General features: G+C 65.9%; 17 protein-coding genes. 2 read left to right on the top strand and 15 right to left on the bottom strand.

Annotated elements, in window-relative coordinates; translation table 11 throughout:
* Positions 1 to 3 precede the first annotated feature (3 nt).
* The 11 genes from fdxA to ASF58_RS08960 form a co-directional block, all read right to left on the bottom strand.
* Positions 4 to 342 (bottom strand): ferredoxin FdxA, encoded by a 339-nt coding sequence (gene fdxA / locus ASF58_RS09010; RefSeq protein WP_055950596.1) that lies wholly within the window; start codon positions 340 to 342, stop codon positions 4 to 6.
* A 45-nt stretch (positions 343 to 387) separates the two neighbouring features.
* The gene (locus tag ASF58_RS09005) at positions 388 to 1248 is read right to left on the bottom strand and encodes an ABC transporter ATP-binding protein (protein WP_055950594.1); all 861 of its coding nucleotides are present in this window, start codon (positions 1246 to 1248) and stop codon (positions 388 to 390) included.
* A 42-nt stretch (positions 1249 to 1290) separates the two neighbouring features.
* On the bottom strand, positions 1291 to 2193 hold the full coding sequence (locus ASF58_RS09000) for an ABC transporter permease (RefSeq protein ID WP_082512944.1): 903 nt from the start codon (positions 2191 to 2193) through the stop codon (positions 1291 to 1293).
* Positions 2194 to 2198: 5 nt separating this feature from the next.
* A complete protein-coding gene (locus tag ASF58_RS08995) occupies positions 2199 to 3629 on the bottom strand; it encodes an ABC transporter substrate-binding protein (protein WP_055950586.1) in 1431 nt (476 codons plus the stop codon).
* Positions 3630 to 3802: 173 nt separating this feature from the next.
* Positions 3803 to 4588, bottom strand: coding sequence for a Crp/Fnr family transcriptional regulator (locus ASF58_RS08990; RefSeq protein ID WP_055950583.1), 786 nt, complete (start codon positions 4586 to 4588; stop codon positions 3803 to 3805).
* A 156-nt stretch (positions 4589 to 4744) separates the two neighbouring features.
* Positions 4745 to 5701, bottom strand: coding sequence for a HEAT repeat domain-containing protein (locus tag ASF58_RS08985; protein ID WP_055950581.1), 957 nt, complete (start codon positions 5699 to 5701; stop codon positions 4745 to 4747).
* A gap of 11 nt (positions 5702 to 5712) precedes the next feature.
* Positions 5713 to 5946, bottom strand: a complete 234-nt coding sequence (locus ASF58_RS08980) for a ferredoxin family protein (protein WP_055950578.1) — start codon at positions 5944 to 5946, stop codon at positions 5713 to 5715.
* Positions 5947 to 5971: 25 nt separating this feature from the next.
* Positions 5972 to 7717, bottom strand: coding sequence for a fumarate reductase/succinate dehydrogenase flavoprotein subunit (locus ASF58_RS08975; RefSeq protein WP_055950575.1), 1746 nt, complete (start codon positions 7715 to 7717; stop codon positions 5972 to 5974).
* A 79-nt stretch (positions 7718 to 7796) separates the two neighbouring features.
* Entirely contained in the window at positions 7797 to 8156 is a 360-nt protein-coding gene (locus tag ASF58_RS08970; protein ID WP_244477238.1) for a DUF971 domain-containing protein, read from the bottom strand.
* Positions 8157 to 9092: 936 nt separating this feature from the next.
* Positions 9093 to 9881, bottom strand: coding sequence for a histidinol-phosphatase (gene hisN, locus ASF58_RS08965; RefSeq protein ID WP_055950676.1), 789 nt, complete (start codon positions 9879 to 9881; stop codon positions 9093 to 9095).
* Positions 9882 to 9986: 105 nt separating this feature from the next.
* A complete protein-coding gene (locus ASF58_RS08960; RefSeq protein WP_055950573.1) occupies positions 9987 to 11951 on the bottom strand; it encodes an AI-2E family transporter in 1965 nt (654 codons plus the stop codon).
* A 601-nt stretch (positions 11952 to 12552) separates the two neighbouring features.
* Between ASF58_RS08960 and ASF58_RS08955 the strand changes: the two genes are divergently transcribed.
* The gene (locus ASF58_RS08955) at positions 12553 to 13575 is read left to right on the top strand and encodes a methyl-accepting chemotaxis protein (protein ID WP_280137534.1); all 1023 of its coding nucleotides are present in this window, start codon (positions 12553 to 12555) and stop codon (positions 13573 to 13575) included.
* 7 nt (positions 13576 to 13582) lie between these two features.
* On the opposite strand, the gene ASF58_RS08950 is transcribed toward ASF58_RS08955, so the two are convergent.
* Both ASF58_RS08950 and ASF58_RS08945 read right to left on the bottom strand, forming a co-directional pair.
* Positions 13583 to 14875: a nicotinate phosphoribosyltransferase gene (locus ASF58_RS08950; RefSeq protein WP_055950567.1), complete on the bottom strand. Its 1293-nt coding sequence runs from the start codon at positions 14873 to 14875 to the stop codon at positions 13583 to 13585.
* 307 nt (positions 14876 to 15182) lie between these two features.
* Positions 15183 to 16649 carry a PLP-dependent aminotransferase family protein gene (locus ASF58_RS08945; protein WP_055950564.1) on the bottom strand — a complete coding sequence of 489 codons (1467 nt, stop codon included), beginning with the start codon at positions 16647 to 16649 and terminating at the stop codon, positions 15183 to 15185.
* Between the two features lie 239 nt (positions 16650 to 16888).
* Here ASF58_RS08945 and ASF58_RS08940 point away from each other — a divergent pair, with 239 nt between their 5' ends.
* Entirely contained in the window at positions 16889 to 19051 is a 2163-nt protein-coding gene (locus tag ASF58_RS08940; RefSeq protein ID WP_055950559.1) for a molybdopterin oxidoreductase family protein, read from the top strand.
* 234 nt (positions 19052 to 19285) lie between these two features.
* Here ASF58_RS08940 and ASF58_RS08935 read toward each other — a convergent pair whose 3' ends face one another.
* Together ASF58_RS08935 and ASF58_RS08930 are read right to left on the bottom strand one after the other, a co-directional pair.
* Positions 19286 to 19789 carry a pyridoxamine 5'-phosphate oxidase family protein gene (locus ASF58_RS08935; RefSeq protein WP_055950557.1) on the bottom strand — a complete coding sequence of 168 codons (504 nt, stop codon included), beginning with the start codon at positions 19787 to 19789 and terminating at the stop codon, positions 19286 to 19288.
* A 65-nt stretch (positions 19790 to 19854) separates the two neighbouring features.
* The gene (locus ASF58_RS08930) at positions 19855 to 21138 is read right to left on the bottom strand and encodes a GGDEF domain-containing protein (RefSeq protein ID WP_156375604.1); all 1284 of its coding nucleotides are present in this window, start codon (positions 21136 to 21138) and stop codon (positions 19855 to 19857) included.
* Positions 21139 to 21189: the final 51 nt, after the last annotated feature.

Genomic DNA, 21189 nt, shown 5'->3' with positions numbered 1-21189 from the left:
AACTCAGGCTGCAGCGGGGTCCGGCGTGCCGAAGGTCGCCTCAAGCTTGCCTGTGCGGCCGTCCCAGGCAGCCGCATCCACGGCCGGGTCAATCTTCTCGGCTATGTTCGGCCAGAGGGCGGCGTATTTGGCGTTGAGGGTGAGCCAGCCTTCGAGGCCCGGCTCAGTGTCGGCCTTGATCGCATCCGCCGGACATTCTGGCTCGCACACACCACAATCGATGCACTCATCGGGGTTGATTACCAGCATCGTCTCACCGACGTAGAAGCAGTCCACCGGACAGACCTCGACGCAATCGGTGTATTTGCATTTGATGCAGTTTTCCGTGACCGCGTACGTCATGAGCTCGACCTATCGAAGGGATGGGATGAACTGAGGGCCGAAGGTTTAGAGGACTTCGGCGAGTTCCAGGCCTTCTAGGTCGATGGCCAAGCCCTTCATCGCGTCAGCGCTCACCTCGCCGCCCATGGCGCGGATGCTCTCCTCGCGGATCAGCGACATCAGTCCCCGGCGCAAAGCCAGGAACTCGGAGGACAGGGCCATGGCCGGCAGGCGCGGCCGTGGCAGAGGCACCTCGATCTCTGCCTTAATCGTACCGGGACGCGCGGTCATCACGTAGATGCGGTCTGAGAGAAAGATCGCCTCGTCGATGTCGTGGGTCACGAACAGCACTGAGATCTTCAGGCGCTGCCACATGTTGGTGAGTATTTGCTGCATGATCAGCCGGGTCTGGGCATCGAGTGCCCCAAACGGCTCGTCAAGGAGCAGGATGCGCGGGCTAGTAGCGAGCGCCCGAACGATGCCGACTCGCTGCTTCATGCCGCCTGAGAGCCGGTCCGGATAATGATTCTCGAACGGCAGGAGCCCAGCGAGACCCAGCAGCGTGCGTGCCGCCTGATGTCGCTTTGATGCCGACATGCCCTTCATCTTCATCCCGAACTCGACGTTCTCGCGCACGGTCTTCCAAGGGAACAGCGAATATTGCTGAAAGATCATGCCACGATCGGGACTCGGTCCGGTGATCGCCTCGCCGTCTACAGTGACGCTGCCGTTCGACGGGGTGAGAAATCCAGCGAGGGCGTTGAGCATCGTCGACTTGCCACAGCCGGAGGGGCCGATGACCGATACGAACTCCCCAGGTCGCACAATAAGCGAGACGTTCGTTACGGCCTCCACCGAGCCTTCCATCGTCTCGTAGCGCAATCCAAAATCGCGGACCTCGATCAGGCCCTTGCCCGGCTGGGCCATGGCAATCTCCTCGTGTCGTTGGATAAAGGAAGGGACGAGCGCTCAGCGGGCGCTGGACCAGGGCATTATGAAGTAGCCGACAAGACGGATCGCCCAACTCGAGGCGAGGCCGAGCACGCCGATGGTGAGCATGCCGAGCGCGATGTCAGCGTATTGGACCAGGGAGTAGGCCTCCCAGGTGAAGTAGCCGATGCCGAACTGGCCCGAGATCATCTCGGCGGCGATGAGCGAGACCCAGGCGACACCCATACCGATGGTCAGGCCTGTGAAGATTTGCGGCAGGGAGGCCGGCAGGTAGACCTCGCGGAACACCGCGGCTTCGCGGGCGCCGAGGCAGCGGGCGGCCCGCACGAGCACCGGATCAACACTAGCCATGCCGTGCAGAGTATTGATGAGGATCGGGAAGAATGACCCCAGAAAGGTGATGAAGAGGATTGATTCTTCGTTCGTCGGCCACAGCATAATCGCCATCGGTACCCAGGCGATGGCTGGGATCGGGCGCAAGACCTCTGATACGGGGAACACTATTTCCCGTAACACACGGAAACGGCCCATGAGCAGCCCGAGGGGTATCGCCACGGCACTCGCCAACAGGAAGCCAAACAGGATGCGTCGGCAGCTCATAAGTACGTGGGAGCCGAAGGAAGCGCTATGCAGGGCGATGCGGGCTCGCTCCAATACCTGCTCGGGCGAGGGCACATTCATGAAGCGGACGTAGAGATTGATTCGATTGGCGGTGAGCACCTGCCAGAGCCCTACGAAAAAGACGAGTGAGACGAGGCCGAGCAACGCTGCTCGCAGTCCTGACCGGTGTAGCCGAAGCCAGCGTCCGGCCTGGGCTTGAAAGGCGGGCGTTCCCACCGTCGCTGGATCTAGGAGAGCCTGCTCTTGGAGGGCCGGCATCTCGTGCGGTTCAGTGGCGTGTCGAAGAGCCAGGGATTCCATGCGTCTCAACCTCCCGTGACCGCCGCCTTGAGTGCGTCGTCGAAGGGCAGGACCTTGGCGCCAGTCTTGCCCGCATAGGCTTCGGCATCGTGTTTCAGCAGGAACGGTGCGATCTCGCCCTTAGCGCCGAGCGCATAATATGCCTCACGGGCAAAGAGCTTGATGCCGCGCGCTGTATCGAAGACGTATGCGACGCCGATCTCCTGGCCTTTGCCTTTGAAATCGTTGATGGCGGCGAGCGTGCAGGCGGCGCTGGCATATGACTGGATGTCGCCGCCCTTAATCCAGATCTCGCCGGCCTTGCGCGGCTCAGTTATGGGCTTGTTGCAGAACGAGTCCGTGCCTGAGATCTCGTAGTTGTCTGTGGTCGCGCGGCGCTTGTCGTAGTCGAGACTGCGGTCGGCAAAAACCTTTCGGAGGTAACTGTCGTTAATCCAAAGGCCGACGTCGAACTCCTTTACGCGCTCGAGCTTCTGAAGGACTTTCACGTCCTCGCGTGCCGCCTCGACGAGGGGAACCTTGATGGTCGGATCGATGGTCATGATGCCGCTTGGCCCGAGGAAAATATAGACCACTTCCTTGTCGGTGCCCGTCCAAGCCGAGACCTGCTCAGCTGCCCGTTTTGGATCGGCCTTCACCCAGGCTTCCGCGTCGAGGACTGCCTTGAGATAAGCCTCGACGATCTCGGGGTATTGCTTGGCGAAGTCCGTGCGAACCACCACGCCATGCCAAGTTGGAAGCTTGGTCTCGACGCCGTCGAAGATCTTCCGGGCAAAACCGCGGAACGGAAGCAGTTCGGCGAAGGGCACGAAGTCGGCGTGCCCATCAATTTTCTTCTCCTGAATATTTGTGGAGCCGACTTCGGGGCTCTGGTTGACAAGGCGGAAGAAGGTCTGCGGATACCCCCTATCCTGCAGTGCCTTGAGGACCATCCCATGCGCCGCAGAGCCAAACGGCACGCTCACGACCTTGTCCTTCAGGTCGTCAAATTCGAAGTAGGGCGAGTCCTTGTTGACCACGATACCATTGCCAGACCCGTAGAGATTGTAGGCCGCGACCGCGATTAGCTCAGATTGGCTCTCGGGGTTGTTTTTGAAAGTGTAGCCGTTGACGACTAAAGGATAGTCGCCCATAGCGCCGAATTGCAGCTTGCCGGCCACCATGCCGTTGGTGACCGGTGGCCCCGAGGTGAAGTTCTGCCAGTCGAGCTGGATCTTCATGTCGGCATATTTGCCGGTATTGGGGAGATACTTCTCCAGAAGCTTGAGCTGACGGATGATTACGCCGGTCGTCGCCGTGTTAGTGGTGGAATCCTGTGTGCCAATTCCAACCGTGAGCGTAGTCGTGGCCCATGCCGGCTGCGCGAAGGCCGTGCTCGCGAGAGCAATGAGGGCTATCGCCGAGACCGAACAGCGTTTCGAAAGCCGAATTCCCATCGTTCGATCCGCCTTTGTCAAACCCCAGAGGAGACATCGCGTTGATGTCGAGGGGATGATCGGGTGATGGATCGCCTCCAATCAAATGGAATCGGGCCACTTAGGTGGATTAGTTGCCCAATGGTCTGCTGCGGAGGGATATATGCCGTTTTATTGTGCTAAAAGCACGTCAATTAAGCGGAGTGTTCGCCTCCGCGCATTTGCGCAAGTACATCCGGGCGTAGGATCACAATTTGAGATCTACGAGTATGGATGATTTTTTGCTCAGACAGCCGTTTTAGGCTGATCGTAACCCATTGCCGAGTTGCACCAACCATGTGGGCAAGATCAGCATGGGTGAAAGTCGCAGCGATTACAGTGTCGTTCTCTTCCGGGACGCCGTACAGGTCGGCCAGATGCAGGAGAAGATGGGCGAGGCGCTCGGTGATCGAGCGCGTTCCAAGCATCTGCGCCAACGCCGAGTAGCACCTACCCTTAAAGGACAGGCCTTCGATTACGCCAATGGCGAGCGTCGGGATCTGAGTCACGAGCTGGCGCAGGGCCTTTCCGGGGAGATGCAATACACTAGAATTACTTGTCGCGATACCGGACCAGCTGTGTAGTCCGGTCCCGAAAACTTCGGGGCCTCCGACGAAGTTGCCGGGATACCAATAGGCTAAGGTGATCTCTCGTCCAGAGGGCGCCGTATAGAACACCCGCATACGACCGGTCTCGATAAGGTAGATGCCGTCATTCGGCGTATCCTGGCTGAACAACGTCGCGCCGCGATAGAGTACTCTCCGGCGGCCCTTCGCCATCAGAAGGTCAAGTTCCCGCTCGGTCAAGCCCTGCAGGAGCGGGCGGGGTCCGCCGGGCTGCGTCGCGTTGTCGGATAGCAGGAGCAGCGAGTTCGCTTGGACTAGCCCGGCTCTGGCGGCCGTCGGGTTAGACGAGATCTGGGGAACGGAGGTCGGCTGCATCAGACTCTTCCTCACTTTCTCGTGAGGGAGGCTGCAAACTTTATACCAGCTCTAAATTCAAAGGCTCCTTCCTAAAATGTTTTCGTTCTAACGCGATGCAGCACCGCGTTCCTTGGCAACGGTGCTGCACAACGTCATCGACGAGAACGCCCAGCCTCAGACGCTCGCCTGACAGCGCCCGATCGCCCAGCGGATAAGCTTGCGAACGTCCGGATCGGGATCCTCGGCCGACGGCTCCAGGTATTTAAGCGCGCGTGGGTCGGCGATCTCGCCCAGTGCCGCGGCGGCTTCCTTGCGCAGGTTGCTCACCTCGGAGCCCAGCGCCTCGCCCAGGACCGTGACGCCGGCTTTCGCCTTGATCCGCCCGAGCGCATTCGCCGCTTTGCAACGGACCTGCCAGAATCCGTCCGACATCGTGGCGATGAGAGGATCGACGGCCTCAGGTAGGCGGATCTTCCCTATAGAGACCACCGCCTCCTCACGGACCTGCCAGTTGGCATCGCGTAGGCCGTCCAACAGCATCGAGACGCCAGGGCCACCGGTGCGGACAAAGACCAAGGCCGCCATCGTGGCGCGCCTCACGCTCTCGTCGGGATCGGAAGCTGTCGCCATTAAGGCTGGCAGAGCGTTATCGGCCTTGAGGTAGCCGATGACGCCGATCCCCTCGCGGCGGACCTCCGGTACCGAGCTCTGAAGCGCCCTAAGAGCCGCGGAGAGGGCATCGGGAAGCACGAGTTCGCGAAGGGCCCTGAGGGCAGCGGCCTGCACGAACGGGTCGGGATGCTCAGCTCGCTCGATGAGAAGCGGCCCACAGGATGGCTCTTTCTTCTCTGCGAGTGTGTCGGCCGCAGCGCGGCGCACCTCCGGATCGATATCCTCCAGCGAGCGCACGAGGCCCTCGACGACCGCCGGGCCGTCGTGCTCGTCCAGCGCCTTGGCGGCGGCGGACCGTACCTCTGGATCGGAATCCCCAAGCCCTTTGAGCAGGAGAACGGAGGCGCGCGCGCCCACTGCTTCGGCCAGCTCCATCATTGCCACACGCCGGATCCCGGGATCGGCATCCGTGCAGCGCAGCGCCACGTCGTCCAGGTCGTCGTCGAAGGTATCGAACATGGCCGGGTGCCTCAGCGCAGGAGGTAAGGAATATTGACCTTCACTGCATTGGTCGGACAATCGACCTCACAGGGCATGCAGTACCAGCACTCGTCGTACTTCATGTAGGCCTTCTGGCGCACCTCGTCGATCGCAAGGATGTCGAGCGGACAGACGTCTACGCAGACGCGACAGCCCTTTTCAGCGATGCACTTGGCATCGTCGATGACAACGGCGGCGCTGGCGGATTGGGTGATGATCGGCATTGGATTCTCCCGGATCGCTTACAGTCTACTCGGCCGCAGCCGGCGTCTTGATGCGGAGCTGGTGGTAAGCGGACATCTCCTCGGCCGCGACAGGAACGATGTACGGGTCGACCTCGCGTTTGGCGTGGGCCATCTGGCCCTGCTCGTCCTTGAACAGCACTGTGTGACAGTTCCAGTTGGCGGCGTCGGTCTCGGGATGATCAACGCGTAGGTGATAGAACCCCCAGCGGCTCTCGGTACGGTAGAGCGAGGCGGCCGCCGCCATGTCGGCGCAATCGAGAATGGACTGCATTTCCAGGGCGCGGTGAAGTTCGTGCGAGTCGCGAGCGACAAGGAGGTCGAGATCCTCGCGAATCTCGGCGAACCGGCGCTGGCCGAGTTCCATCTTAGCCGTCACCTTAGGCGGCTCGAGGTAATCGTTGACGAGGCGGCGGGTCTTAAACTCCATCTCGTGAGGGGTGAGGCCATCCGTGCGTAGTGTCGGTGCCAGTACGCGTGCCATTTCGGCCTCTATGTCGCCCTGGCTGTAAGAAGCGAGCGTGGTCGAGGCGCAGTAGGCGGCGGCATCCGCCCCAGCGATGCCGCCGTTGACAAAGGCGCCGAGCATATAGTTATGCGGAACACTTGCCATGTCGCCGACCGCGTAGAGGCCGGGGACCGTGGTACGAGCGTGCTCGTCAACCCAGACGCCCGACGCGGAATGCCCCGAGCAGAATCCGATCTCCGAGATGTGCATCTCTACCGGTCGGAAGCGATAGTCGGTGCCGCGCCGGTCGTGGAAGCGCCCACGTGAGGGCCGCTCGTTGGTGTGAAGGATAGTCTCGATCTCTGAAATCGTCTCTTCGCGCAGATGGTCCATCTTGAGGAAGACCGGGCCATTACCACTCTGCAGCTCGCGCCAGAATTCAAGCATCATCTGACCCGACCAGTAATCGCACTCGATGAAGCGTTCGCCGCGATTGTTGGCAGTGAAGCCACCGAAGGGGCCGGTCACGTAGGCGCAGGAGGGTCCATTATAATCTTTGATTAGTGGGTTGATCTGGTAGCATTCAAGGTTAGCGAGTTGCGCGCCAGCATGATACGCCATCGCGTAGCCGTCGCCGCAGTTGGCAGGGTTCTCGTATGTTCCGAACAAGTAGCCCGAGGCCGGCAGGCCGAGACGCCCGGCGGCACCGCAGGCAAGCACCACGGATTTAGCCTTCACGATGAGGAACTCGGATGTGCGAGTGTTGACGCCAATGGCCCCGGCGATGCGCCCATCAGGCCCCTTTAGCAGCCGGGTCGCCATGTATCGGTTGGTCACCGCCACCTGGAGGCGACGCAATTGCCGATAGAGCACTTTCTTGACGTTGTGACCTTCCGGCATCGGCAGCACGTAGGTTCCCATATGATGGACCTTGCGCATGTTGTATTCGCCTGAGCCGTCCTTCTCGAACTTGACCCCGAGCTTATCTAGATACTGGATCATCGGGAACGAGCCCTGCGCGTAGGCCATCACCGCCGCTTGGTTGACGATGCCATCATTGGCGACGGTGATCTCTTTCACATACTGCTCCGGCGTGGCGTAGCCGGGCACGACGGCGTTGTTGAGCCCGTCCATGCCCATGCTGATGGCGCCCGAGCGCTTCACGTTTGCCTTCTCCATCACCATCACGCGCAAGGAGGGATCGGCCTCCTTCGCCTTGATCGCCGCCATTGGACCACCGGTGCCGCCGCCGATGACGAGGATATCCGTCTCAATAATCTCGATTTTGTGGGCGCTGGCGGTCATGCTCGTCTCTCATTTCCCGAGCGCGCCTTTAAGGCGCGGCACTCGTGCAGAAGGTCCGAAGGAAGGGGGATTCCGGCCGTCAAGCCGCGCAGGCGGGCTCGACGCCCGAACCAACCGCTTCACGCGCGAGATCGCGTAGGTAGACCCACGGAAAGATTCCGCGGGCATGGTCGTCCGAAAAGGCGAGGTGAACCGCAAAGCCGCCCATAGGCTCGATGCGCGTGAGCGTGATATCCTCGTCAACCGCTGGAAAGCGGTCCTGCAGTCGATCGCGGGTGCACCAGCCACAGCGGCAGCGCAGGCGCAGGGTCGTCGCCGACAGCACAGCCTGTGTGCCGTCATGCCACTTCAGGCGCAGGCTGCGCTTGTCGCGGGTGAGGACAGCTTCCTCCGGAATTGCCTGAAGGTCTATCGGAGGAGAGGCGGGGATCTGGATCACGTCGCTATCCGTCCATGGGTCAATCGGAATACAGATCATTGGACAGGAGGCGGGTGCGCTGCGACAGCAATTAGTTGCCGGATTTCAGACACGGGCGTTTTCGCAATGTGATCTTGAGCTTGCCGTGCTTTTTGCCAATGGCGACGTAATTCACACGGCCGGGCGCGCTCCCCTTGACCGGGTCGAGGACACGGCTGACGCCGTCACAATAATGCGCCGCATCGGCACCCACTCGGCTGCGCAACGTCTCAACGCCAAGCTGCGCTGTCGGCAGTCGACGTTGGCGGCAAACCGGACAGCCGGGCTAACGCGGCGCAGGCACAGCGCGCGCGGCAGGGCAACTAAGCACGGTGCAGCAACCAGTCTGCTGCTCGCTCAAGTCGAGCGCGCGCGTCGCGTTCGGTTGAGCAGGCCAGGTGCGCAGGGTGCGCCAGAGACCGCCGAAGATCAAACCGGGCCTCAGCAGCGCGCGAGGTGGCGCGCTACCGGTCAATGAATGCCATTCTTACGTTAGAGCGTAGTCGCTCTTGGCAGCAGGGGCGAGCGGAAGAGAAGGGCGAAGGTGGGGAAGGACAATAGGGGGTATGCCGACCATCCATCGCAACCATTGGAAGGTTTGATCTGGGCGATGAAGGTGCCTACCGGCGACCGAACGACCGTTGCGACGGCCTCTGTCCGTCCTCAAATGATCTGGGACAGTCTGCGGTTCTCAGGAGCGGAGGCTCTGGTCCATTCGGGGCGAGAGGTTAGGCAAGCTGCCCCTGGTGGCGCAATCGGCCGATGCTCGATGGCCTCCACGATAGACTGCCTAAGGGCGTCTTCTGATCGAAAGCAGCCGGACCGCATTCCACCCGCAGCGGACCTCACGCATGGGGACGAAGCGTCGGCCTCAGCCCGCCGGACGCAGAATCCCACGGGCAGCTCGGGACGGACGCCTCAGGGATTGAGGTGGCGCAGCGCCGCCTCGTGCAGGCGGGGGTCCCCGGCGGCGACGATGCGCCCGCCCCCGGTGGCCGGCCCGCCGTCCCAGGTCGTCACGATGCCGCCGGCCCCCTCGATGATCGGGATCAGCGCAACGATGTCGTAGGGCTTGAGGCCGGCCTCCACCACCAGATCGATCTGTCCGGCCGCCAGCATGCAATAGGCGTAGCAGTCGGTGCCGTACCGGGACAGGCGCACCGCGCGCTCCAGGGCCAGGAAGCGCTCCCGCTCCGCACCCTCGGCGAACAGGCGCGGGTCGGTGGTGGCGAGGACCGCCTGGTCCAGGGCGGTGCCGCGACGGGTCAGCAGGGTGCGCTCGCCGCGGGGCGACCGCAGGCGGGCCTGCGCGCCGTCGCCGGAGAACAGCTCGCCGAGATAGGGTTGGTGCATCAGGCCGCGCACCGCCGCGCCGTGATGGGTCAGCCCGATCAGGGTGCCCCAGGTCGGCAGGCCGGCGACGAAGGCGCGGGTTCCGTCGATGGGGTCCAGCACCCAGACGCACTCGGCATCGAGGTTCTCCGCGCCGAACTCCTCGCCCAGGATGCCGTGGGTCGGCAGGTCGCGCCGGATCATCCCGCGCATGGCCACCTCGGCGGCCCGGTCGGCCTCCGTCACCGGATCGAAGGCGGCCCCGCCCCGCGCCTTGTCGTCCATGCCGAAGGCGGCGCGGAAGAAGGGCAGGATCGCATGCCCCGAGGCCGCGGCGAGATCGTCCATGAACCGCGCGAGATCGACGACGCTCATCGGCATACCTCTTTTCCGGCAGGTGCCCGTCAGGCCAATCCCGATCGGGATCGCCGGCGAGCGAAGCGGACGGAGGGGGCGACGGTCAAGCCCAAAACCGCGCCGTCACACCGGCATCGGCTGGACCCGGGCGAATTCCGTCTCGACCTCGGGCGCTGGTTCGGCCGGGCTCCGGGTGCCGTGCGCGGTGGCCACGACGGCCTCCACGGCGGCCTTGAGGGACGACACGTGGATGTCGGCCTCCACCGCCCGGCGCCGGGTCGCCTCGTCGAGGCTGGCATCGTCCGCCTGCCAGAGGCCGAGGACGAAGCAGGCCCCCGGGAGCTTGCGACGGAGGCGGTCGGCCAGCCGGCGCAGGTGCGTGGGCTCGCCGCTGATCGCCATCGAGACGATGCAGACGAGCTGCGCCGGGCCAGGGTCGAAGGCATCGATCCGCGCCCGCGCCACGTCGGCGAACGGCACCACCCGCGTGCCGATCCCGCGCTTGGCGAGAAGCTGGGCCAGGATCGCGCAGGCGGACTCGTCGACGAAGCTGCGCCCGGCGACGCACAGCACCGCGCCGTCCGGCCGCCAGGCCTCCGGCACCGGGTCCGGGCGCGGCGCGTCGGGATCCGCCTTTGCCTCGGTGTCGCTGCGCAGGTCGTCGCGGTCGGCCATCTCCTCGATCAGGCCGCCGACGCTGGCCCGGATGTCGTTCTTCTGCTCGGTGGTGAGCACGCCGCGGGCGGCGTCCCGGGCGGCGAGTTCGAGGCCCTTCACCACCACCTCGTCGTAGTAGGTGGTGAGCGAGCAGGTCTTCAGGATGAGGTCGGCATGCTCCTGCGCCTCCTCCGGGTCGTCGGCCAGGATGCGCTGGTAGAAGTTCTCCACCGGGGTCAGGGCCGGCCGGTCGCCGAACAGGACGTCGAGGAATTCGAGCTTGTCCACGTGGCGCCCGAGCACCACGAGGCAGACCGTCAGCGGCGTGGACAGGAGCAGGCCGACGGGTCCCCAGAGCCAGGTCCAGAACAGGGCGGAGACCAGGACCGCGAAGGGCGACATGCCGGTGGACTGGCCGTAGAGCATCGGCTCGATGAAGTGCCCGACCAGGGGTTCGAGGATCAGGAACAGGATCAGCGTCCCGATCACCATCGACCAGCCGGGATCGATCGCGGCGGCCAGCGCCAGGGGGAACAGGGCCGACACGAAGGCGCCGACATAGGGCACGAAGCGCATCAGCGCCGAGAAGATGCCCCACAGGACCGGGTTCGGCACGCCGAGACCGTAGAGCCCGATGCCCACCACCAGGCCGAAGGCGGCGTTGAGTCCGAGCTGGACCAGGAAGTAGCGGCTGAGGCGCTTGGCGGCGTCGTCCATCGCCACGGTGGTGCGGTGGAGGTCGCTGGAGCCGGCGAGCCGGATCATCCGGTCGCGCAGGTCCTCGCGCTGCATCAGCAGGAAGAGCAGCACCACGAACACGATGCCGATGGTGGCGAGGGGGTGCAGGATCGGCGAGATCAGCGTGCCCGCCATGGTCACCGGTCCGGGAACGCGCTCCTTGACCTCCACCAGGATCGCCTTCTCGGGCGGCGCCGGATTGGCCTGCGAGTCGGATTTCGGCTCAGGCTTGGCTTCGGGTTTGGGCTCCTCGTGGCTCTCGTGCATCGTCCGGCCGATGCTCGCGACGTAGCCGGCGAGGCGTCCGGCGGGCGTATCGTTCAGACCCTCGATCTTGCGCTCGATGGTGCTGCGGTAGCGCGGCACGTCCTTGGCAATGTCGGCGAGCTGAACGCCGATCAGCGTCGCCAGGGACGCGGCGGTGCCCAGCGCCAGGACGACCGAGGCCGCCACCGAGAGGAAGCGGCCGAAATGCCAGCGCCGCAGGAGGTTCACCAGGGGGCCGAGGACGAAGGAGAGCAGGATCGCGATGGCGATCGGGATCAGGACGTCGCGGCCGACATACAGGCCCACCATGATCAGGGCGGCGACGATGATCGGCGAGGTCAGGGCCTGGGTCGGGGTGCCGGCGGCCGCGATGCGCGTGGGTCGCGGCGGGACGAGGGACGGCTTCGGGGGGGATCTCAGGGCCATTCCGATTCCGTGTTCGAGACGCGACGCGCAGGCCGCCGGCGTGGCGGGCATTGCGGCGTAGAGAACGACGCGCTTGCGAGAATCGATCCCTCCCCCGGGTTCATCGCGTCGCGAAACCGTGATCGGGGCGGGTCCGGCCTGCATCCGTTGCATAGCTGAGCGCTGGCGTCGCACAGGTGATCGCAGCGTCCGGCCCGATCCTGGGCGTATCTGGCAACCCGGGCGCCATCATCCTGCGCGTTTGCGTGTACGCGGAAGGACGAGCGCTCCGTCGGTTCTCGCGCGTTTCTTGAACCATGGCCGGTTCGATCCAGGCGTGCACAAAATGGACGCTTCGATCGTGTTCATCGCCTTAACAACACGCACAGGGCTCGGCTGACGTCTGTGGCACTGTTGCAGGATCGGCGCTAAACATAAGATAAGTCTGGTGATCGGACCCGATGTGCACGCGAAACGATTGGTTTTAAGGGAAATATAAGCTGAGTTGCGTAAGCTCTTCGACAGCGAGAGGACGGGGCCCGTCCGGATTTGTCTGGAGGCAGTTGTGCACGAGACGGCGAGTGATGCTGGCACCGGACCCAGCGCGGCGGATGCCACCAACCTGCGCGGCATTGCCACCGAGATCGCGGAGCTCCAGCGCATCGCCTCCGACAAGAGCCGGCGCATCCAGTCGATCACCGGCCAGGTGAAGATGCTCGCCCTCAACGCCCTGATCGAGGCCTCCCGCGCCGGCGATATGGGCCGCGGCTTCTCGGTGGTGGCGCAGGAGGTGCGGGCGATCGGCGCCGAGGTGGAGACCGTGGCCCGCGCCCTCGAGGTCGAGCTCTCGAACCGCATCGCCGGCCTCCAGGTCCAGGTCCGGAGCTTCGCCGACGCGTCCCAGACCCAACGGCTGATCGACCTCGCCCTTAACGCCGTCGAACTCATCGACCGCAACCTCTACGAGCGCACCTGCGACGTGCGCTGGTGGGCCACCGACGCGGCCCTGGTCGCCTGTGCGGCGGAGCCGAGCACCGATGCCGCCGCCCACGCGACCCGGCGCCTGGGCATCATCCTCGACGCCTACACGGTCTATCTCGACCTCTGGCTCTGCGACCTGAAGGGCAACGTGATCGCCCATGGACGCCCGAACCGCTATCCCGGTCTCGTCGGGCGCAATGTCGCCGACCAGGACTGGTTCCGGCGCGCGGCCGCCCTCCCCGACGGGGACGCCTACGTCGCCGCCGACGTGATGGGGCAGCCCGGCCTCGGCGGGGCGCAGGTGGCGACCTACTGCGCCAGCGTCCGCCAGGACGGCAACAGCCGGGCCGGGCCGATCGGCGTCCTGGCGATCCACTTCGATTGGCAGGCCCAGGCCCGGGCCATCGTCGACGGCGTGCGGGTGGCCCAGGAGGACCGGGCCCGCACCCGCGTGCTCCTCGTCGATGCCCGCCACCGGGTGATCGCCGCCTCGGACGGGCGTGGCGTCCTCGAGGAGACCCTGCCGCTGGCGGCCGGTGGCCGGGTCAGCGGCGCCGACCAGGATCCCCGGACCGGCCGGATCGTCGCCTTTCACCGCACGCCCGGCTACGAGACCTATGCGGGCCTCGGCTGGTACGGCGTGATCGTCCAGTCGCCGGAGTGAGGGCCGCTCAGACCAGGACCGGCATCGCGGCCTGCCCCGCATCGCCGAAGACGCGGGTGTAGCGGGCGATCTCCCCGGCCGGGCCGATCGCCTTCGACGGGTTGTCGGAGATCTTGACGGTGGGGCGGCCGTCGGCGGCGATCACCTTGCAGACGATGGAGATCGGGTCGAGGCGGCCGTCCGGCACCAGGCCGCGGAAGTCGTTGGTGAGCAGCGTGCCCCAGCCGTAGCCGATCCGCATCCGGCCGTGGAAATGGGCGTGGATCGCCTCGATGGTGTCGATGTCGAGCCCGTCGGAGAAGATCGCGAGCTTTTCTCGGGGGTCGGAGCCCCGGGACCGCCACCAGGCGATGGCCTCCTCGCCGCCGGCGATCGGCTCCTTCGAGTCGATGCGGATGCCCGTCCAGGCGTTCATCCAGTCGGGGGCGTTCGCCAGGAAGCCCGTGGTGCCGTAGGTGTCGGGCAGCATCACCAGCAGGTTGCCGGCGTAATCCTGCTGCCAGTCTGCGAGCACGTCGTAGGGCGCGCGGGCGAGGCCCGCATCGTCGTCGGCCAGCGCTGCGTAGACCATCGGCAGTTCGTGGGCGTTGGTGCCCACGGCCTCCACCTCGCGGCGCAGGGCGATGAGGCAGTTCGAGGTGCCGAGGAAGCGGTCGCCCAGGGCTTCGTGCATGGCCTCGACGCACCAGTCCTGCCACAGGAAGCCGTGACGGCGCCGGGTCCCGAAATCCGCGATGGAGAGGCCGGGCAGGCGCCGCAGCCGCTCGATCTTCTCCCAGACCCGGGTCATGGCGCGGGCATAGAGCACCTGCAGGTCGAGCTTGCCGAGGTGGCGCACCACGCCCCGCGTGCGCAGCTCGTTGAGGATGGCGAGCGCCGGCACCTCCCACATGGTGGTCTCGATCCAGGGGCCGTGGAAGGTCAGCACGTATTGCCCGTCCCGGGCCTCCAGCTCGTAGTCCGGCAGGCGAAACCCCTCGAGCCAGTCCATGAAATCGGCCGAGAACATCTGGCGCTGGCCGTAGAAGGTGTTGCCGCGCAGCCAGGTGGATTCGCCCCGGCTCAGGCGCACCGAGCGGGCATGGTCGAGCTGCTCGCGCAATTCGCCGACATCGACGAACTCGGCGAGCCGGACCTGGCGCGAGCGGTTCTGGATTCCGAAGGTGACGCGGGCATCGCGGTGGCGGCGAAAGATCGTCTGCGCCATCAGGAGCTTGTAGAAGTCCGTGTCGAGCAGCGACCGGACGATCGGGTCGATCTTGAAGCTGTGGTTGTACACCCGCGTGGCAAGATCGAGCATGGTTCGGATCACGGTCCTTCTGAGGACGCCCCGGCGTCCGCGCGGCCGCAGAGGCGCACGGCACCGCGGGTCAAGTCAATCGGTCGCCACGCGGGGTGGGGGTGCGGCCGGGGGCGCATCGCCGACCCCAGACCCACGGAGTGACGGTGGATGGTGACGGCCGATGGCGCCGCGGCGGGTGCCGCGTCGTTCGACCCCGAGGCTGGAGTCACGCCGTGGGCGGGGTTGGGGAGCGGTCGTCGAGGCCATGCCGGCGACACGCCCTCTGGACCGACCGATGCCTTGGACTGCCACTGCATCGGATGCTTCAGCCCGGTGCCTGAAGCATCCGATGCAGCGTGCCGATCGCCGCTTCGATCTGCATCTCGGTGAGCGACGAGTACCCGAAGACCAGCATGTCGTCCCGGGCTTCGGGATCGAAATCGTAGGCGGCTCCGCTAGAGAGGGCGTAGACGCCGATGCCCTGCGCGCGGGCCATGCTCTGGATCTGCCGGGCGGGTGGAAAACCGGGTGGAAGGCGCCAGACCAGATGTAGGCCACTCTCGCTGCCCAGGACGACGGCCCCGTCGAACGTCGCCCGCAGCACCGCGACGAGGCAGTCCCGTCGCGCCTTGTAGACCTGCCGCAACCGGCGCAGGTGCCGGTCGAAATGCCCCTCGTCGATGAAGGCGGCCAGGGCGGCCTGTTCCAGCCAGGCCTGGCCGTTGCTCATCCGGGCCTTCAGCATCCGGGCCTCGTCCCATAACAGGCGCGGGACCGTGGCGTAGCCGAGGCGCAGGCCCGCCCCGACGGACTTGGAGAATGTCCCGACGTAGAAGACCCGCCGTCCCCCATCGAGGCCGGCCAGGGCGGTCAGCGGCGGCCCGTCGTACCGGAAGTCGCTGTCGTAATCGTCCTCGACGATGTAGCTGTCGGTCTCGTCCGCCCATCGCAGGAGAGCCAGGCGCCGCGTCAACGGCATGGTGGACCCGGTGGGGAACTGGTGGGAGGGCGTGACGTAGAGCAGGCTGCCCTTTGCGGTGGGCAGGAGGTCCGTCCGCAGGCCATCGCCGTCGACGGGGACCGGATGGATGGCCAGGCCGGCATTCCTGAAGATCAGCGAGGCGCCGAGGTAGCAGGGGTTCTCGATGCAGAGCTGCCGGGTATGCCCCTTCAGCAGGGTGAAGACGAGGTTGAGAGCCTCCTGCCCCCCCGTGGTCACGATGACCTGATCCTCGGTGACCGCCACCGCCCGGGCCCGCCGCAGGTGGGTGCTGATGGCCGTGCGCAGAGCCGGGAGACCGGCTGGATCGCAGTAATCGGTCAGATAGGCCGTTTCCTTCCCCAGGAGACGCAGGACGATCCGCCGCCAGATCGGCAGCGGGAACCCGGCCGGATCGGACCGCCCGACCCAGAAGTCGAACTCGGGTCGGTCCCCACCGCCGCCGGGCGAGCCCGCGAAGCACAGCAGGGGCTCGCTCGACGCGTCCGGCACCGGCCCGTTCGTGAGCGAGCGGCTGCCGCGTTGGATCAGCAGGAGGCTGTCCGGCGGGATCGGCTCCACGAACAGGCCCGCCGTTCCGCGCGCCTTGACGTAGCCCTCGGCCGTCAGGCGTTCGTAGGCCAGCATCACCGTGTTGCGCGACACGCGAAGGCGCTCCGCCAGCAGGCGGCTCGGCGGCAGCGCCATCCCGGCCTTGAGCTGGCCGTCGAGGATGATCTCGCGAACTTGATCGAAGACCTGCGCCTGGAGGGGCGTCACGGACCCGAAGTCCAGCGTCAGCGTCAGGTCCACAGGTGCCATCCCGTCCGGCTTCGCGCGCTCCGCAGCGCAGCCCTGTCCGCACCGCGACGCTTCGGGTCCGAGGGCTCGGTCCGCAGCCGCGACAAAACGGTTGGTACCATAGCCGGGCACTCATTTGGCCCTTCCGCCGGGCCAAAATTTGGAATTGTTAGCACTTGAGTGCATTGTGTGCGCGCACCGGGCCGGCCCGCCAGGAACAATAAGGCGGGACGCTCGGCCGTGGAGGAAACATGAACGAGATCGTCAAGCCCGACTCCCTGCTGGTCGCTCAGGCCGAGAGCCTGACCGAGACCTTCTTCGGCGGCTGCCCGCACGATTGTCCCGACACCTGCTCGATGCTGTTCGAGGTCAAGGACGGAGAGCTGCTCGGCGTGCGGGGCAACCCGGACCATCCGATGACCCGGGGCGGTCTCTGCGTGAAGCTGAAGGATTACGAGAAGCGCCACTACCACCCGGATCGGCTACTCTACCCGATGAAGCGGGTCGGGCCGAAGGGCTCGAAGCAGTTCGAGCGCATCACCTGGGACGAGGCCCTCGACACCATCGTGACGCGCTGGAAGGCGATCATCGATCAGTACGGCCCCGAAGCGATCGCGCCGTACAGCTACCTCGGCAACCAGGGCCTCGTGCACGGGCTGAACGGCGGCGACGCCTTCTTCAACCGGATGGGCGCCACCGTCACCGAGCGCACCTTCTGCGGCGAGGGCTCCTGCACGGCGTGGCTGCTCACCGTCGGCCCGACCGCGGGGCTCGACCCGGACAGCTACATCCACTCCAAGTACATCGTCATCTGGGCCTGCAACTCGGTCAGCACGAACCTGCACCACTGGGCCATCGTCAAGGACGCGCAGAAGAAGGGCGCCAAGGTCGTCGTGATCGACACCTACGCCTCGCGCACCGCCAAGGCGGCCGACTGGCACATCGCGCCGAAGCCCGGCACGGACGGCGCGCTGGCCATGGCGCTGATCAACTCCATCATCGAACAGGGCCTCGTCGACCAGGACTACGTCGACAACTACACGGTCGGCTTCGAGGAGCTGAAGGAGCGGGCCAGCACCCGCACGCCCGAATGGGCCGCCGAGATCACGGGCGTTTCCGCCGACGACATTCGCAAGCTCGCCCGCGAAATGGCGACCGAGCAGCCGGTGGGCATCCGCATGGGCGTGGCGCTGGAGCGGCACTACGGCGGCGGCCAGACCATCCGGGCCGTCTCGTCCATTCCGGCCCTGACGGGCGCCTGGCGCCATGTCGGTGGCGGCGTCACGCAGTTCGGCGTCTGGGAGCACCCCTACAAGTTCGACGTGATGTGCCGGCCCGACCTGATCCCCGAGGGGACCCGTGTGGTCAGCAACCTGCAGATCGGACGCGCGCTCACCGGCGAGTTGCAGCTCGACCCGCCGATCATGTCGATGATGTGCTGGAACTCGAACCCGGTGACGCAGGCGCCCGAGACCGACAAGATCGTCGCGGGGCTGATGCGCGAGGACCTGTTCATGGTCTCCGCCGAGCACTTCATCTCGGACACCGCCTCCTACGCCGACATCCTCTTGCCCGCCACGATGGGCGCGGAGATGGAGGACATGATCCTGTCCTGGGGCCACCTCTACCTGACCTACAACACCAAGTGCGCGGAGGCGCCCGGCGAGGCGATCCCGAACAACGAGATCTTCCGCCAGCTCGCCGCCCGGCTCGGCTTCGAGGAAGAGAACTTCAAGTGGACCGACACGGAGTGCCTGGAGCACTACGTCGACTGGAACGCGCCGGCCTGCGAGGGCATCGACCTGCAGTACATGCGCGAGCACGGCTTTGCCCGCCTCAAGGTCGGTACGCCCGACGATCGGGCTCCGCACAAGGAAGGCAACTTCCCGACGCCGACCGGCAAGTGCATGTTCATGGTCGAGGGCGCCACGAACTTCGTCGCACCGCCGTTCCGGCAGATGTACGAGGGCTTCCAGCCCGGCGAGGCGCTCGACCCGCTGCCCGACTACCTGGGTCCGCGCGAATCCCACACCAACGACCCGGAGCTCGCCGAGCGCTTCCCGCTCAACATCGTCTCGCCCAAGAGCCACTACTTCCTGAACTCCTGCTACGCGAACATGGAGGACAAGCAGAAGGGCCAGGGCGAGCAGTTCGTGATGATCAACCAGGTCGACGCGGACGCCCGCGGCATCCGGGACGGCGACAAGGTCCAGGTCGCCAACGACCGCGGCGCCTTCAAGGGCGTGGCCCGCATCACCGACGACGTGAAGGCCGGCATCGTGGTGGCGACGCTGGGCTACTGGCGCCAGCTCAACGAGGGCACGGTGAACAGCATCTCGTCGCACGCCTTCACCGACATGGGCCACGCGCCGTCCTTCTCGGACAACCTGGTCGAGGTGGCCCGGGCGAACTGAGGTCGACGCCGGTGAGCGGCACGACCCTTCGATGAAAGAACGCAAGCGTCCCGCGGGACGCTTGTTTTTTGGCTGGCACCGGATCTTGCTGGCACCCGGCATCGGCGCGGTCTCCGCACCACCGTAAGGCGATCCCGACGCGGTTCCCTGGCCCGTCCCCATGCAGGACCGCCCAAACGAAGAGGGCGGCGCGCCCCTCGGCACGCCGCCCCCGCCCAGACCCGCGCCTGAGCGTCAGGCGAGGTCGACCTTCTTGGTCTCGGTCTTGGGCGACTCGCCGGTCAGGGCGGCCTTCACGTAACCGTAGATGTGCAGCATCGTGGCGTTCGGGCTGTCCCAGTACTCGCCCTTCTCGGGATGGACGCGCAGGAGGGCGACCTCGGGGTCGTCCTTGCCGTTGGGGAACCAGGTCTTCAGGCTCTCGCTCCACTTGTCGTCGATGACCGCCTGGTCGGTCACGATCTCGGCCTTGCCGGCGATCGAGACGTAGGTCTGGTTCGACGGATCCGAGTAGGCCAGGTTGATCTGGTTGTCCTTGCTGATCTCGGCGGTCTTGGGGGAGTGCAGCTTGGTGAAGAACCACAGGTCGCCGTTCTCGTCCGCCTCCTGGCACCACATCGGGCGGCTGTAGAGCTTCCCGTCCTGGTCGGCCGTGGTCATCATCGCGACCTTGACGTCCTGGATGAGGGCGAACAGCTTCTTGGCGCCCTCGTGGTCGCGGTGGTTGCCCTGGTGCATGAGATTGCAGTCTCCAACTCGTCGAAAGGCTTTCCGGCGCGGTGATCGGCAGCCGGACCGTGTGCTCAACGAGCCAGGACCGCATTGGTTTCGGAGAGGCGCGCCGGGGCCGGCGGCGCGAGGGCTGCCGGGGGAGCGAATCGGGCGGGCTTCCGACGCATCGCGCCGAACTGGCCGAGGCGGCGATCGTCCAGGATGATGGCCGCGTCGCCGATGGCCCGCACGACGTGGCAGTTCCGGCCTAGGCCCTTGGCCTGGTAGAGGGCGGCATCCGCCTCGGCCACGAGCTCGGCCGGCGTGGTGGTCCGGCCGGCCGGGGTCACGGCGACGCCGATGCTCACGGTGACGAAGGGCTGGCCGTCGCCCCGGGCCACGTGCGGGATCTCGAGGCCGGCGATGCGGGCGCGCAGGCGTCGGACGACCCGGGCGACGGCGCGGGCGTCGCAGCCACGCATCAGCACGGAGAACTCCTCGCCGCCGTAGCGGGCGACGCAGTCGCGCCCGCCGCGCGTCTCTCCCGCGATCGCCTCCGCGATCCGGCGCAGGCAGGCATCGCCGGCCGGGTGGCCGTAGGCATCGTTGAAGCGCTTGAAGTGATCGACGTCGATCATCAGCAGGGCGGTGCCCCGGGCCTCGCGGGTGGTCTTGGCCAGGGCGGTATCGAGGGCGCGGCGGTTGGCGAGGCCCGTCAGGGGATCGGTCTCCGAGAGCACGGTGAGGACCCGGCGATCCTGCTCGAGGCCGGCCGAGCGCAGGATCTCGCGCAGGGAGACGAGGTAGGCCCGGCGGCGCACGCCCTCGATCTGGTGGTTTCCGTAGAGAACGAAGAAGGCGCCCGCCACGGTCTGGAACGCGAGGCAGAGGGCGAGCTCCGGGGCGAGATCCGTGCGCAGGGCGATACTGGCGAACGAGGCCGCCGCGCTGAGGCCAGTCAGGATGAGCGCATGGGGGAAGCGCAGCACCAGCATCATGGTGGTGAACACCATCATCAGCGGGTACTCGATGTAGCAGATGGCGCTCATCGCCTCCCGCTCCAGGCTGAACAGCAGGATCGGCACCGCCGTCACCAGCAGCATCGTGGCGGTGACCATGCGCTCGCGCTGCGGCCCCGGCATCCGGGTGACGGACCAGGCGAGCAGCAGCCCGAGGGGCGTGACCAGGAACAGCCGCAGGGCGATCGCCAGGGGCAGCATGCCCGGCATCAGCAGCGCGGTCGTCAGGTTGTAGGCGTTGTGGAAGATCAGCCCGATCAGGATCGTCCGGCGCAGATGGAGCGCCCGTTCCCGGCCGGTATCGATCTCGTAGCGCGCCGAGACGGGGCGGGAGAACCGCAGCAGGTACGGGCTCATGGTCAGGTCGCCCTGGGCGACGTCGCCCCGCGGACGCAGCCGCGACGGCCG

The sequence above is a fragment of the Methylobacterium sp. Leaf125 genome (assembly GCF_001423085.1).
Classification (GTDB): domain Bacteria; phylum Pseudomonadota; class Alphaproteobacteria; order Rhizobiales; family Beijerinckiaceae; genus Methylobacterium.
The sequence above is the reverse complement of the archived record's forward strand: the minus strand, read 5'-3'. Positions and strand labels throughout refer to the sequence as shown.